A 14,604-nucleotide genomic window follows, 5' to 3' on the forward strand; every position below is an offset into this window, starting at 1 on the left:
AATTAGTATATTTACGCCGTTGTCAAAAGTAGAAAAATTTTATTTAAGGTGACTTCATCCTTTGATTAAATAAATCGCAAAGAAGATAATTATTAAAAAAACTAACCCCAATTCTAAGGTAATTTTAAAAGTTATGAAAAAAAAGTTGGAAGCCGAATTGATCAGCATAGCGCATCGAATTTTAAAGCTTAAAAACAAATCAGAATTACATCAACTGCATCAGGAAGCTCAAAATCTCTATGAGAAATTGACGGTTCTTCGATTCGTGGAAGACCATTTTGATGAAGTAAAACCAACCATCGGACGTGCTGAAATAGAAGATACAATAGAAGCTGCTTTTGAAGCCAAAGACGAGCAATCAGAGCCAATAGCAGAAACCATTGTCGAAATTGAAGAAGAAGCAACCGCTCCAATTGCCGTGGCAGAAGCTGAAGAAGAAGTTGTAGACAATTCTGAAACGGAAGAAGAAGCTATCGAAGAAGAACAAGAAGTTGAAGCAACCGAAGATGAAATTGAGCCAGTAGCAGAAGAAACTGTTGAAGAAGAAACCGAAGATTCAAATGAAGCGGAAGCTCCAGTCGCTGCAGAAGAAAACGATTTCAAACCTGCTTTCGAATTGGCTTTCGACACCAAAGACGAAGAAATAGCAGAACAAATAAAAGAAGAAATCAAAAACGTATCGCCTCAAATTACTTTCGATGATTTGTTAGGCGCCGATTATGTAGATCCAGTTTTCGTAAAACCTGAAGAATTAGCGCAAGAAAAACAGAACGAACCATCGAATGTGATTCCAATCGGAAGAAGCTACAACGATGCAGCTCCGGTGATTTCTATTAATAAAGAAGCTATGTCACTCAATGACCGAATAGCCAAAGGCATCATTATCGGACTCAACGACCGCATCGCATTCATGAGTAATCTGTTTGCCAACAGCAGCGAAGACTACAACCGCGTGTTATCACAATTGATGACCTTTGACACGTTTGATGAAGCACAAGATTTTATCGATACCATGGTCAAACCCGATTACAACAATTGGGAAGGCAAAGACGAATACGCCGAACGTTTCATGGAAATTGTAGAGAAAAAGTTCTCTTAGAAATATAAAAACGAACACAGATTTAGCTCACTTGGCTATATTTTTATTTGTGTTCACTGATTTTCAATTCACAGATTAACACAGATTTTTTCCGTGATAATCTGTGAAATCCGTGTTTAATAAAGATTCACATTATGTCAAAACTCTACATCGTTCCCACGCCAATAGGCAATCTAGAAGACATGACGATTCGCGCCATCCGCATTCTAAAAGAAGTCGATTTGATTCTGGCCGAAGACACGCGAACGAGCGGAAAACTACTCAAGCATTTCGAAATCAACACGCATATGCACAGCCATCATATGCATAACGAACATAAAACCGTAGAGAACTTAATCTCCAGACTCAAATCCGGCGAAACCATTGCACTCATTTCCGATGCAGGAACGCCCGCGATTTCAGATCCCGGATTTTTGCTCACACGCGCTTGTGTCGAAAATAATATTACAGTAGAATGTTTGCCCGGAGCCACAGCTTTTGTGCCCGCGTTGGTCAACAGTGGTTTGCCCAACGACAAATTCGTTTTCGAAGGTTTTTTGCCCGATAAAAAAGGAAGACAAACCCGATATTTAGCTTTGGCAGAAGAAACCAGAACGATGATTTTGTATGTGTCGCCTCATAAATTGGTCAAAACCTTGGCTGAATTTGTACAGTATTTCGGTGAAGATCGCCAGGTTTGTGTGTCGCGAGAATTGTCGAAACTGCATGAAGAAAATGTTCGCGGCACCGCAAAAGAAGTGTTGACACATTTCGAAAACAAACCTCCAAAAGGTGAAATTGTAGTCGTGGTTGGTGGTAAATCGACTAAGTAGTTTTGGGGCGTTTCCCTACGGGTCGGGCTTTCGCACTCGCTTTTTCACGCCGAAAGCCGGCGCAAAAAGAGCTCAAACAAACGCTCAATCCCTAACGCGGTTCACGGTATGCAGAAAATTTTAAATCCTTAAATCAAATCAAAAATATTAGCAAAAGTTTTTATTTTTGTATGGCTTAATGCAAAATATGAATCAACGGATTATTGTCTAAATAAAATTATTATGTTGAAAAATCTTCTCGCCTTATTTTTTATTACTTCAAGCTTATGTGCTTCATCTCAGACAAAAAAATCAAAACCGAAAGCTGCAAACACATCATTTGATATTCAGATTTCAGGGAAATTGCTCAACGATTGCCACAAACCAGTCGATTTGTATTTTGGAGGATTCCATGGAGCCGAGCATGATGTGAAAGCCATCAATGCCAATGCGAATGGCGAATTCAAAGCTAAGTTTTCGCTAAAAGAACCGGGTTTGGTATACATTAAGAAAGGCATGTTTTCACAATATTTTATAGCTACCGCAAGCGAAAAAACATACCAATTGGATTTGACGTGTAGTAATGATGCCCTAAATTCGATTCAGGTTAATAATTCAAAAGAAAATAAAGCGTATCAGGATTTTTTAAACCTGCGTAAAAAGTTTTCAACCGATATCGACAGCTTTCGCACCAAAAATCTCGATGATGTTGCAGTGTTTCAAGAATTTGCAAAACACTTGCATGACTATCAAACGGGACTCACACTTTTGGCGAAGCAAAATCCGCAAACTTATGCCGCCAATCATCTTACTGTTGCCGACCGCGTAAGCGAAAAAGACCTTGTTTCTATTTTGAGTCTTCGTCAAAATTACCTAAAGCGTCAAGTTTTCGCCGACCCCAAGTTCTACAATACATCACTTCCCACATTCATTTTGGAAAACTACATTGATTTCATAAGCGATAAAAACAATAGCTCATTTGCTCCTTTTGATGGGTTACTCAATCTAGCTTCAAAAAACACCGAAGCGGCCAAACGCCTCGAGGACGCTCTTTATGATGCACTTGAAAAAAGCAAGCGGCAGGATTTGATCAACGGTTATATCTATTGGGCGCAGGCGCATCCTAATAAAATGGTGCAGCAAGTTGTTCAGGCAAAGTTGCAACGGCTTGCGAAATGTATGGTAGGCGCTCCTTTGATTAATATAAGTCTAAAAGACACCATAGGAAACACACAACAGTTAAAGGATGTTGCGTTATCTTCAAAGTATACATTACTTGCTTTATACAGTCCGGGCTGCTCACATTGCCAAGAAACACTGCCCAAATTGGGTCCAATCGCAGAACAATACAAATCGAAAGGATTTAAAATATTTACCGTCGCAGCCAACACTGGAAATGCGGAATGGATTGGTTTCATAAAGAAATATATGGGCTCCGGCTGGATTAATGTTATGGAAGGACCAAACAATAATTCTTTTGGCGAGTATGTTTTAACGACATTGCCTTCGTTCGTGCTCATTGATTCGAAAAGGAAAATCGTATCGAAAATGGATGCGCAAAGCGTTTTAACCGATCTTCAAAAATACTTGGATAAGGATTAAACCTCCAAATTCACAAACTCAAAAGCCTTCCCACTAAACAAGCCTTTGTCCGATAATTTCAAATCCGGAATCACCAATAAAGCCATAAACGACAATGTCATAAACGGCGCTTTTAACTGACTCCCTAATGATTTCGCCATCGCATCAATTTCTTGATACCGTTTTCCGGTTTCCCAACCATCTTTGTCGCTCATGATTCCGGCAACGGGAAGCGCTAACGATTTGACTTCAGTTCCATGCACAGCGCAAATGCCTCCGGTGTTTCTAATCAGTACATTTACGGCATGGCAAATTTCCTCATCCGATGTGCCAACCACTACAATATTATGGCAATCATGCGCTACTGAACTCGCAATAGCTCCTTTTTTGAGACCAAAATTCTTAATAAAAGCAATCGCGGGTTTGGTATTTTGATAGCGATTTACTACCGCCATCTTCAGCACATCATTTGATATATCAACTAAAATTTTTCCTTCTGAATGTAAGGCTTCGTGATGAATTTCGTTTGTGATGAGTTGCCCCTCTAAAGCTTCAATTACTCTAATTTTTGAGGCAGTTCCGGTCACTTCAAAATCGCTGATTTGCTTTTCATCGACGTTAAAATTATTGGGTGTTTCAAAATCGACATGCGTCACAAAAGACTTTCCATTTTCGGCTACCAATTTACCATCGATGTAAGTTTGCAATACTTTGAAATTGCTTAAATCTTCCACGATAATAAAATCAGCCGCATCGTTTTCACGCAACAAACCAACATTCATTTTATAATGGTGCACCGGATTGATGCAAGCGGCTTGCAGTACTTTAAAAACATCAATTTCTTTTGCAACAGCACGCGCGCACAAAGCATTGATGTGACTTACAATCAAATCGTCAGGATGTTTGTCATCGGAACAGAACATCATATTCTCAAAATGCTCGGGTAACAAATCGATTAACGCTTCGAAATTCTTGGCAGCACTTCCTTCACGAATTAAGACTTTCATGCCTAAAGATAATTTCTCTTGCGCTTCCTCAAACGTAAAGCATTCGTGGTCGGTTGTAATTCCTGCGTTAATGTATTTTTTCACGGACTCACCACGCAATCCCGGAGCATGTCCATCAACTGGTTTGTCAAAATGTTTCGCCCACTCGATTTTTTTGAGAACTTCAGGATCATCAAACAAAACGCCCGGATAATTCATCATTTCTGCGAGATAATAGATATCAGGATGTGACATCAACTCTTTGATACCATCAGAATCGATAATGGCTCCAGCAGTTTCGAATGAAGTTGCAGGAACACATGATGGCGCGCCAAAGTGAAATTTCAAAGGCACTTTTTTACTGTTTTCAATCATGTAATAAACGCCGGCTGCTCCGAGCACATTTGCAATTTCATGTGGGTCGGAAATCGTAGCAACCGTGCCATGAAGCACCGCGATTTTTGCAAATTCGGAAGGTACCAACATCGAGCTTTCGATATGAATATGCGCGTCAATAAAACCCGGAAGAATATAGTTTTTGTTGCCGTGTTCCTTTTCAATCAAAGCAATAATTTTTCCGTTTTCGACATGTACTTCTCCCGAATAAATCCGTTTGTTTTTGATATCGACGATTTGTCCTTGAATTTGCATAATCTTTTGTTTTGAAAGACAAAGAACGAATTTTTTCAAATGGATTTGTGCATTCGTGACAAAGATTTTTTTCTTAAATTTGAAAAACAATTCAATTATTTATACACCAAACAAAATTTATCTTATGCGCTGGACACTTAAAACCAAACCTGAAACCGACAAAGTAAAGCATCTTCAAGATGTTTTGAATGTTGATGAGATTACCGCCAAACTTTTGCTACAACGTGGCATCGAAAGCTTCGAACAAGCGAAACAATTTTTCCGTCCGAATTTAGACGATTTGCACAATCCGCATCTGATGAAAGATATGGACAAAGCGGTCGAACGCATTGAGACCGCCATAAACAACCAAGAAAATATTTTGGTTTTTGGCGATTACGATGTTGATGGAACAACCGCTGTTGCTTTGGTTTCTTCTTATTTAAAAACCATTTATCCAAACATTGCGACATACATTCCAGACCGTTATGACGAGGGTTACGGTATTTCGTACAAAGGCATCGACTTTGCCGACGACAACGAATTTTCGTTGATTATCGCTTTAGATTGTGGTATTAAATCGATTGATCATGTTGCTTATGCGAAAGATAAAAACATCGATTTTATCATATGCGACCACCATCGTCCAGGAAATTCTTTGCCGGCAGCGGTTGCGATTTTAGATCCGAAACGCGAGGATTGCTTTTATCCTTATGATGAATTATGCGGTTGCGGTGTCGGCTTCAAACTGATACAGGCTTTAGGACAAAATCGAAATCAAACGATAGATGATTTTGTTCCTTATCTCGATTTGGTTGCTACTGCCATTGCTGCTGATATTGTTCCAATGACCGGTGAAAATAGAATTCTGGCCCATTTTGGTTTGCAAGTGATCAATGAGAATCCGCGCCCGGGAATTCAGGCTTTGACGCAAAAGATTAAAAAAAATGCATTAACCATAACCGATGTTGTTTTTATCATTGCACCTCGAATTAATGCAGCCGGAAGAATCAAGCATGGTAATCATGCGGTTGAATTGTTGACGGAATTTGATTTTGAACAAGCGCAACAATTCGCTTCCGAAATCGAACAATACAATGCCGACCGAAAAGATTTAGACCAAAAAATTACCAAAGAAGCATTACAACAAATTGAAGATAATAAGGAGCAAAAACGTTTTACAACCGTGGTTTTTCAAGAAGATTGGCACAAAGGCGTGATTGGGATTGTAGCGTCAAGATTGATAGAAAATCATTATCGACCGACGATTGTATTTACCAAAAGTGGTGATAAGTATGCCGCTTCAGCGCGTTCGGTTATTGGTTTTGATGTGTATAATGCGCTTGAAGCTTGCTCGGAATATCTAGAACAATTCGGAGGTCATATGTATGCTGCGGGCATGACATTGAAACCTGAAAACTATCAAAAATTCAAAGATGCTTTTGAAAAAGTAGTCCGTGAAACCATCGCACCGGAAATGCTTACACCCGAAATTGAAATTGATGCTGAAATTGATTTTAATGAAATCACGCCAAAATTGACGCGCCTTTTAAAACAATTCGAACCTTTTGGCCCACAAAACAGAACGCCGGTTTTCTTAACTCAAAATATGTTTGATACGGGTTATGCTAAAAAAATTGGTGGCGATGAAACCCATTTGAAATTGTTTGTCAAACAAAAAAATTCGGATAGTTTTCCGGCGATTGGGTTTGGTTTGGCCGATAAAATCAATCTAACCAAAAACAAAAAACCATTTGAAGCAGTGTATTGTATTGAAGAAAACGAATGGAATGGCAATGTTTCCGTACAATTGCGATTCAAGGATTTGCAATAGTCTATTGAAATGTTTTTAATTCGAAAGTTTCTCCGTCAAAGACACCGTAAGTAAAATAACCAATCCAATCACCAAGATTCACATATTCTGCATTGTCACCAACTTTGATAATCATCGGTAAATGTCGGTGTCCAAAAATAAGGTAATTGTAATGTTTGGTTTCTAATTTACGCTTGGCATATTGCACGAGCCATTCGTTGTCTTCGCCTAAAAACTTCACGTCGGCGTCGCCCGAAATGAGTTTGTTTTTAACCGAAAGATATTGGGCAAGACTAACGCCGATGTCAGGATGCAACCATCTAAAAATCCATTTGGAAAGCGGATTGGTGAATACTTTTTTCATGCGTTTGTAGCCTTTATCCCCCGGGCCTTTTCCGTCGCCGTGGCCGATTAGAAAGGTTTTGTTTCCAAATGTATATTCTTGATTGTCGTGATACACCGGAATGTTGAGTTCTTTTTGAAAATAATCCGACATCCATAAATCATGGTTGCCGACGAAGAAATAAATGGGAATACCACTGTCGCGGATTTCGGCTAATTTGCCTAAAACGCGAACGAACCCTTTGGGAACCACTTTTTTATATTCGAACCAAAAATCGAATAAATCGCCTAATAGGAAAATGGCTTCTGCATCTTGCTTTACTTGATCAAGCCAAGCGACAAATTTTTGTTCTCGTGGGAAACTTAATTCCGCAGTCGGTGCGCCAAAATGTTGGTCGGAAGCGAAATATATTTTCTTGTTTTCGGAAATGGTCATGAAGCTAAGTTAGGGAATTCAGTTTAGATATTATCGCTTGCATACCATTCTGCGAAAGAAGAATCAGTTTCTTGCAATTTCAACGAATGCAACTGAATTGATTTTGGCAGTCTGTTTTTTATTTTTTCAGCAAAATCGGTGACCATATTTTCACTTGTTGGTTGGTAACTGACGAGGATTACGTGATGCCCGCGATTTTTCAATTCGTTGGCCAATTCGATATGGGGCGTGGTTTCATTAAAAACGGTAGCGTGATCGAAATGGTCTACGATTTCTTCTTTGACAATTTTCTTCAAATCAGAAAAATCGATGACCATACCGAATTTTACATTGGTTCTGTCGCTAATCGGAACGCCTATCACAGTAACGGAAAGTTTGTAACTATGACCGTGAACATTTTTGCATTTTCCATCGTAGCCATATAACGCATGGCCGGTTTCGAAGCTGAATTCTTTGGTAATCCTGATGTTACTCATGAAGAAAATTTTGGTGTAAAGGTAATCACTTTTGAAATAAATCAGAAGGTTTTTATTAATCAGTTGTGGGTTCGGAGTTGTAGGTCGCGTGAGGGATGGAGCGTTTGTCTGAGCTCTTTTTTATTTGTGCGCAGCGGAAATAAAAAAAGCGAGTCGCGAGAGCCCGACCCTTGTGGTCACGCCCAAAAAAAGCCGCCTTTCGAGCGACTAAGTTTTGTATTGATGTTATAATCGGTTAAGGATTTTCTTCGAAAGTTTGATCTTCGTTGCTTTCAGCAGATCTGACATTGATTACATTGTTGTTCGCATCTACAACAAAAGCGACATAACTGATATTGTCTGCATTGCTGATGTTTGAAGGAAGCACCACCGAAAAATTAGTCGTAACGGTTTGATTGAAATTGGTATTCGTTAAAGTATTTCCTAACAAATCAGTTAAAGCAGCTCGAAGTACATGGTTGTGTTCGAAATTTTGTATTGTTGGCCGAACACCGCCATAACAGAAAGTATAATAATTGTATTGGCGGTAAATCAGATGATTTTCTAACACGTATACGACCAATCTTAGGTTATCATAATTCTGTGCAAATTTCACTTTCACATCAAGGCTGATTGATCCGTCGCCTGTCATCGAATGGATGGCTAAGCCAAGCCCGCAATTATTACTGGTTAAATTTAATGCTTCTTCGATATGATCGTTTTCGAAAGGAGTCCACATCGTGATTCTGTTCAATCGGGATACTGGTAATTCTAAATCATGATTCGGAGAAACCAATTCTTGCAAAGGCCCAACTGCTGCATAATGATAAGGATCATTTCCATTGTGAATGGCAACGGCTACGACATTGTCTGTTTGTTCTTCGACTTTGCTAATGGCGTAGGAAACTCGCGTGCAATTGCCACACCAGGTGCCGGTATAATCTTCTATCAATACCTTTTTTTTGAATAGACCCGTAACAGGTGGTGCATCAACACTGTCATCAACAGCGATAGGCGCATAAATCATTTCTGTACTGCTACAAGAAGCGAAAAATAAGGTGATCAAAAGAAGCCCTAAAAAACCAGATTTTTTCATAGCTGCAAACTTGAATTTTATTATTGCAAATAAAACAAATTATATTTTATTTTGATGATTATAATTTATTTATTTGCATACAAAACTATACAATTATGAACAAACTTCAACTCCTATTGCTTTTTATTGGATTTAGTGTATTGGCACAAAAGCAAGTCCCTAATTTGAGCTTGGTTAATCTAGAAGGAAAATCAGTTTCTTTGAAAAATGACTATGCGGAAAAAGACAAACTTTATATTTTTTCTTTTTGGGCTACTTGGTGTACGCCTTGTATTAGCGAATTGGATGAGTTGAATGATGTGCAAGAAGAATGGAAAAAATCTGTAAATTTTGAAGTAATCGCAGTAGCAACCGATGATTCTAGAACTCAAAAAAGAGTGAAACCACTCATCAATGGCAAAGGTTGGGATTATCATGTGTTGTTGGATACCAATCAGGATTTCAAAAGAGCGATGTCGATTGTTAATATTCCATACACGATTGTGGTTAAAAACGGTGCCATAGTACATATTCAAAATGGTTATGTTCCGGGTAATGAAAAAGAATTGTTCGAAAAATTGAAAACCTTATAAACCATGAAAATAAGAGTTATCGTTCTCATGGTTTTGTTTGCCATATGTGCCCACGCACAAGAAGTTACTAAAAAAGACAACCTGAATTTTTTCGGCGGATTTGAATCGAATTCACAATGGTATTTAAACGACAAACCACTGGGTGTTGATCATCCTCAAATACCATTACGATCAAACAATTATCTTTTTTTAAATTTAAAATATAAAAATTGGGCAGCCGGTATTCAAGGAGAATCTTATGAAGACCAAGCGTTATTAAATTACAATCCGAAATTTGACAAATCGGATGTGGCAACTTACTTTGTTCAGTTCAAAAATGAAAAAATCGACCTTACGGCAGGTTATTTTTACGAGCAATTCGGAAGCGGATTGCTTTATAGAAGCTGGGAAGACCGAGCTTTAGGAATTAATAATGCTTTGCGCGGTGGAAGGGTGATTTTCAAACCAACGTCCTATTTTACTTTGAAAAGTATTTACGGCAGACAACGAACCGGTTTTGATATCAGCGAAGGCGAAGTTTATGGCGTCGATACAGAACTCGTATTGTCGGATTTATTCCATTTCGATACCACGGAATTATCTTTTGGGTTGACTTATGTGGGTAGAGAAGAAGCAATCACGGCTGTTTCCAATCCGGATTACAATAGTTTGACTAATGGTTTCGCGGGAAGAATCGATTTCAATCACAAAGCGTTTTATTTTTCTACGGAATATACCATCAAATCACGCGATGCTGTTGTTGAGGTAAAAGAACAAGTGGAACATAATTTTATAAAACCCGGCAATGCGTTGTTGGTCAATATGGGTTATTCTAAAAAAGGATTTGGGCTCGATGGAACGTTCAGAAGACTAGAAAATATGGGCTTTTTCTCCGAACGAAATGCCAAAGGAAATGCTTACAATGACCGAATTATGAATTTTGTTCCGAGCTTAACCAAGCAACACCATTATAATTTGGCGAATATTTATGTGTATCAAGCGCAACCCAATGTGTATTTATCGGATGAAACTTTATTGAAAACTGGAGAAATCGGCGGGCAATTGGATGTGTTTTACAATTTCAAAAAGCAAACGTCATTGGGCGGGAAATACGGAACAAAAGTCGCTGTCAATGCTTCGAATTGGAATGCATTGGGCGGAAAATTCTACCTTCCTAAAAAGGATTATAAAACTGATTTCCTTGGCTTTGGAAAAAAATATTTCTCAGATTATAATATAGAAATCACCAAAAAATGGAGCCCAAAATGGCAGTCGGCTTTCACATACATCAACCAATATTATAATAAAAAACTGATTGAAGAAACCTACGGACTGGTTAAAACCAACATTTTCGGAGCTGAAGCTACTTATAAATTCACCGATTCAAAATCGATTCGAGTTGTCGGAGAACACATGTGGGCAGATTCAGATAAAAAGAATTGGGCGGCTTCTACGGTTGAATTTAATTTAAATTCAAAATACTCATTCTTCGCTTCAGACATGTATAATTATGGTAACGATGAGGTTGAAATGAGAAACCATTATTATAATGTAGGTGGTGCTTTCAGACAAAAATCAACCCGAATTGCGCTGAATTATGGCAGACAAAGAGGTGGTTTGGTATGTGTTGGCGGTGTTTGCAGATTCGTTCCCGAAAGTTCTGGGATTTCATTGTCTTTAAATACAACTTTTTAAATTATATTTGCAATCGAATATTGGGGGGATTAGCTCATTTGGCTAGAGCGCTTGCCTGGCAGGCAAGAGGTAACCGGTTCGATTCCGGTATTCTCCACAATAACAAAAAAACTCCCGACAATGTTGGGAGTTTTTTATTTGGTATTCTAATGACCTTTAGCATTATTCCTTTACAATTTTAAATGTTTCTTTTCCATTTTCTGTTTCAATTAAAACAACATAAGTGCCTGTTGGCAACACATTCACGTTAAGTGCAATTTCATTCGAATCGAATTTTTGCTGTATCAGAGTCTGGCCTAAAAGATTGCATACTTTCGCTGCTTTCAATTTTCCGGAGGCTTTTATGTTCAGGACATCATCAACCGGGTTCGGACTATAGGAATAGGTAATCGAATTAAAATGGCTATTGGCCAACGAAATTTCAACAGTCACCGCCAATCGATTTGAACTCTCACAACTGCCCATGGTTTGGGAAGCATAATAGGTTGCGCCATTCACCAAAGGAGTATTGCCAGGAAGCAGTGTACCACCAATTGCTTCTGTATACCATTGAATATTTTGGCCGGCTACCGCCAAATTTTCTAAAGTAGAACCTACGCCGCTTATCTGGTTGCTTGCTCCTGTCGGCGCTGTCGGATTGATAAAATTGAGTAAAACATCCTTGGTGATTGATGAAATAACGCCCGCACAATCCGTATGTAAAGTCTGTGCAGTCATGTTGGTGGTTTCCGAAACGCAAATGTTGATTGCAGGATTACTGCTGTAGAAAACACCATCTTTAAGCCATGAAAATGTGGTGTTCGAAGCGCCATTTGGTGTAAATCGCCACGCTTCATTATGTGCTTCCCAATTCCCTAAATTTCTGTTCGGAGGAAAATGGGCCTGCGTTCCGTCAGCATTTTGCAGACCGACAACACCCAAACCATCATTCCAGTTGCCGCATGCGGTTCTGTCCTTGATGTATATATCAATGATGTTTGAATTTTCATGCAATACAATCTGGCTGGTTTGTAAACCGATATCAGTTCCGCAATTGAATTGACCTATATTAAGATAATTCAAAACAAAAAATCTGCAAGGCGCTGTTCCTATTACTTGATAATTGATGCTGCGCTGAATCGGAGCGGTATTTTCCGTTGGGTCAATATCCTGAAATACGCCATAAATTGCATTCCGAATCGAGAATGAAGGATTCGGAATTATTTGTCCAATATTGGTATTCCATTCACATATGTCTCCAGCTGCAAAATTATTGAATGTGATTACACCGTTTGAACCAAAGTTTAAAGTTGGGTAGTTGACTCCGAAAAAACAAAAATTAAACGGTAGCAAAAAAGGCGCGGACCATTTGTCATCGGAAATAATTTGCATTTCTATTCCTCCCGTTGTCGGATATGGATTGTAGATTAAAGGAAGCACAGAATAAGTTGAAGTGTCTTTCATATCGGTATAGGTGGCCGAAAGATCTACACAATTTTCCACGTTGCATATATCAATCTCGCCGGTAGCGGTTGTTTCCATGTCAAAATCGATACCGGCACAAGCCGAATTGCCTGTTGCTATATAGAAGGTGAATGGTCCTGCCCAAGGGCTTTTATCAATTTCGGAGCATGCACTTCGTACATAATATTCATATATTCCGGGGGCTAATATGCCAGTGTTAAAAGTGACCGTTGGACCTGCAGCTGAAGAAACCGTTGTTACAGTGCTAGTATTTGTAGGTACAGGCCCATTATAAGCCTGAATGATTAACTCCCAATTGGTAGCGTTACTCACTTCTGTCCAGGATAGGTCTGCATCAACAACATTAGGATGCGTAGATGTTAAATTGGTTGGACTAAGGCAGGTCGTCGGGGTTGTACAGAAATTAAACGGGCCTACCCAAACACTTGTCCCATCTACTGCTCCGCAATCTGATCGCATATAAAACACATAACATGTATTGGGTATCAAAACCGGACTAAGAGTATACGTATGTGTCGAGCCGGAACCTCCACCGCCGTCAGTTACAATCCCTTGGGTTGCCACTGTTGGAGCCGGAGAACCGGTTGGTAAGACCAATATTTGCCACGATGATGGCACTGATGAACTTGTCCATCCAAAGGTAGCTCCAAAAGGGGTAACAGCTGAGACCATTAAAGTACTAGGCGTCGGGCAAACGAGTGTTGCTGTCGAATTATCTGCAGTAGTATCTCCAGGTATTTCCAAGTCACAATGAGGTGCTGGAAGTGATGTTTGCGAATAACCTGAAAAGGCACTCATTACAACTGCAAAAAAAAGTAGTGTATGTTTCATTTTATCTGTTTTAATGAAATTTCTAATATTCCGAATTAGGGCCTGAACACGAATGTAGGCAAACAATTCGTATTGAGCAAAATAAGTACAGATTACCGCGATTTATGCTTCATCATTAGATTCCATCAGACAAAAAAAATTGCACAAACTCGCAATCATGGACGCAAATTTGTGCAATTCCTTGAAAAATATTATTTGTCGTCAGAAATATAAGTCTTATTTCCGTTAGAATTGATGTAATATCTTCCACCTCTTGGGCCTGTATATACTTTTTTACCATTATACATTCCAGAAACCTTATCCGCTACTTTCGGAGCTTTTTCAGAAGTTTCTCTTGTTTTTGGCGCCGATTTTTTAGTAACAGAAGCTTCTATTTTTTTAGAAACTTTGGCTGTTTTGTCTGCTACTTTGTCTATACCTTTGTTGGTTGCTGCGGCAGCTTTTTTTGCCTTTTCATCAATTTTATCGGCTGTTTTTTTCGCTTTAGATTCTGCTTTTTCTTTTTTGTCTTTGGCTGTTTCTTTCTTTGCAGTAGCGGTTTCCTTTTTCGCTTCAGCCTTTTCTTTCTTCGCTTCAGCTTTTTCTTTTTTGTCGGCTGCTTTTTCCTTTTTTTCTTTGGCAGCTTCTTTCTTAGCTTGCGCTTTCTCTTTAGCTTCTGCAGCTTTTTCTGTTTTGGCTTTAGACTTTTTGGCTTTTGTTTCTTGAGCATAGAAGCTTGTTGAAAAAACAAATAACAAACACAACACTAGTATTTTTTTACTCAAGCGTAATAGTTTGTTTTTTTGGTATTCGTGAATCGTCGATTTCATGGTTTTAAAAAATTAAATTTTACAT

General features: G+C 38.8%; 12 protein-coding genes and 1 tRNA gene. 7 read left to right on the top strand and 6 right to left on the bottom strand.

Features of this window, described 5'->3' with window-relative positions; translation table 11 throughout:
• Positions 1-133: 133 nt before the first annotated feature.
• The 3 genes from RMO03_RS00340 to RMO03_RS00350 all read left to right on the top strand — a co-directional run bounded on the left by RMO03_RS00340 (position 134) and on the right by RMO03_RS00350 (position 3,492).
• The gene (locus RMO03_RS00340) at positions 134-1,099 is read left to right on the top strand and encodes a hypothetical protein (RefSeq protein ID WP_309640086.1); all 966 of its coding nucleotides are present in this window, start codon (positions 134-136) and stop codon (positions 1,097-1,099) included.
• 134 nt (positions 1,100-1,233) lie between these two features.
• Complete coding sequence (gene rsmI, locus RMO03_RS00345) at positions 1,234-1,911, top strand: 16S rRNA (cytidine(1402)-2'-O)-methyltransferase (RefSeq protein WP_309640087.1); 678 nt, start codon at positions 1,234-1,236, stop codon at positions 1,909-1,911.
• A gap of 222 nt (positions 1,912-2,133) precedes the next feature.
• Positions 2,134-3,492, top strand: coding sequence for a thioredoxin-like domain-containing protein (locus RMO03_RS00350; RefSeq protein ID WP_309640088.1), 1,359 nt, complete (start codon positions 2,134-2,136; stop codon positions 3,490-3,492).
• Here RMO03_RS00350 and ade read toward each other — a convergent pair.
• On the bottom strand, positions 3,489-5,108 hold the full coding sequence (ade, locus tag RMO03_RS00355; protein WP_309640089.1) for an adenine deaminase: 1,620 nt from the start codon (positions 5,106-5,108) through the stop codon (positions 3,489-3,491). The two genes, RMO03_RS00350 and ade, sit on opposite strands and share 4 nt — an antisense overlap.
• 124 nt (positions 5,109-5,232) lie before the next feature.
• On the opposite strand from ade, the gene recJ reads away from it, so the two are divergent.
• Complete coding sequence (gene recJ / locus RMO03_RS00360) at positions 5,233-6,921, top strand: single-stranded-DNA-specific exonuclease RecJ (RefSeq protein ID WP_309640090.1); 1,689 nt, start codon at positions 5,233-5,235, stop codon at positions 6,919-6,921.
• Between the two features lies 1 nt (position 6,922).
• Here the strand turns inward: recJ and RMO03_RS00365 are convergent, their stop codons facing one another.
• The 3 genes from RMO03_RS00365 to RMO03_RS00375 all read right to left on the bottom strand — a co-directional run bounded on the left by RMO03_RS00365 (position 6,923) and on the right by RMO03_RS00375 (position 9,229).
• A complete protein-coding gene (locus RMO03_RS00365) occupies positions 6,923-7,678 on the bottom strand; it encodes a UDP-2,3-diacylglucosamine diphosphatase (protein ID WP_309640091.1) in 756 nt (251 codons plus the stop codon).
• A gap of 23 nt (positions 7,679-7,701) precedes the next feature.
• On the bottom strand, positions 7,702-8,154 hold the full coding sequence (locus tag RMO03_RS00370; RefSeq protein ID WP_309640092.1) for a 6-carboxytetrahydropterin synthase: 453 nt from the start codon (positions 8,152-8,154) through the stop codon (positions 7,702-7,704).
• A gap of 235 nt (positions 8,155-8,389) precedes the next feature.
• Positions 8,390-9,229 carry an Omp28-related outer membrane protein gene (locus tag RMO03_RS00375; RefSeq protein WP_309640093.1) on the bottom strand — a complete coding sequence of 280 codons (840 nt, stop codon included), beginning with the start codon at positions 9,227-9,229 and terminating at the stop codon, positions 8,390-8,392.
• Positions 9,230-9,324: 95 nt separating this feature from the next.
• Between RMO03_RS00375 and RMO03_RS00380 the strand changes: the two genes are divergently transcribed.
• The 3 genes from RMO03_RS00380 to RMO03_RS00390 all read left to right on the top strand — a co-directional run bounded on the left by RMO03_RS00380 (position 9,325) and on the right by RMO03_RS00390 (position 11,572).
• Positions 9,325-9,801: a TlpA disulfide reductase family protein gene (locus RMO03_RS00380; protein WP_309640094.1), complete on the top strand. Its 477-nt coding sequence runs from the start codon at positions 9,325-9,327 to the stop codon at positions 9,799-9,801.
• A gap of 3 nt (positions 9,802-9,804) precedes the next feature.
• A complete protein-coding gene (locus RMO03_RS00385) occupies positions 9,805-11,475 on the top strand; it encodes a DUF6029 family protein (RefSeq protein WP_309640095.1) in 1,671 nt (556 codons plus the stop codon).
• 23 nt (positions 11,476-11,498) lie between these two features.
• Positions 11,499-11,572 (top strand) — tRNA-Ala (locus RMO03_RS00390).
• 65 nt (positions 11,573-11,637) lie between these two features.
• Here the strand turns inward: RMO03_RS00390 and RMO03_RS00395 are convergent.
• Positions 11,638-13,770 (bottom strand): T9SS type A sorting domain-containing protein, encoded by a 2,133-nt coding sequence (locus tag RMO03_RS00395; protein ID WP_309640096.1) that lies wholly within the window; start codon positions 13,768-13,770, stop codon positions 11,638-11,640.
• A gap of 191 nt (positions 13,771-13,961) precedes the next feature.
• The gene (locus tag RMO03_RS00400; protein WP_309640097.1) at positions 13,962-14,579 is read right to left on the bottom strand and encodes a hypothetical protein; all 618 of its coding nucleotides are present in this window, start codon (positions 14,577-14,579) and stop codon (positions 13,962-13,964) included.
• Between the last annotated feature and the right edge of the window lie 25 nt (positions 14,580-14,604).

The organism is Flavobacterium sp., from assembly GCF_031411595.1.
In the GTDB taxonomy this organism is placed as follows: domain Bacteria; phylum Bacteroidota; class Bacteroidia; order Flavobacteriales; family Flavobacteriaceae; genus Flavobacterium.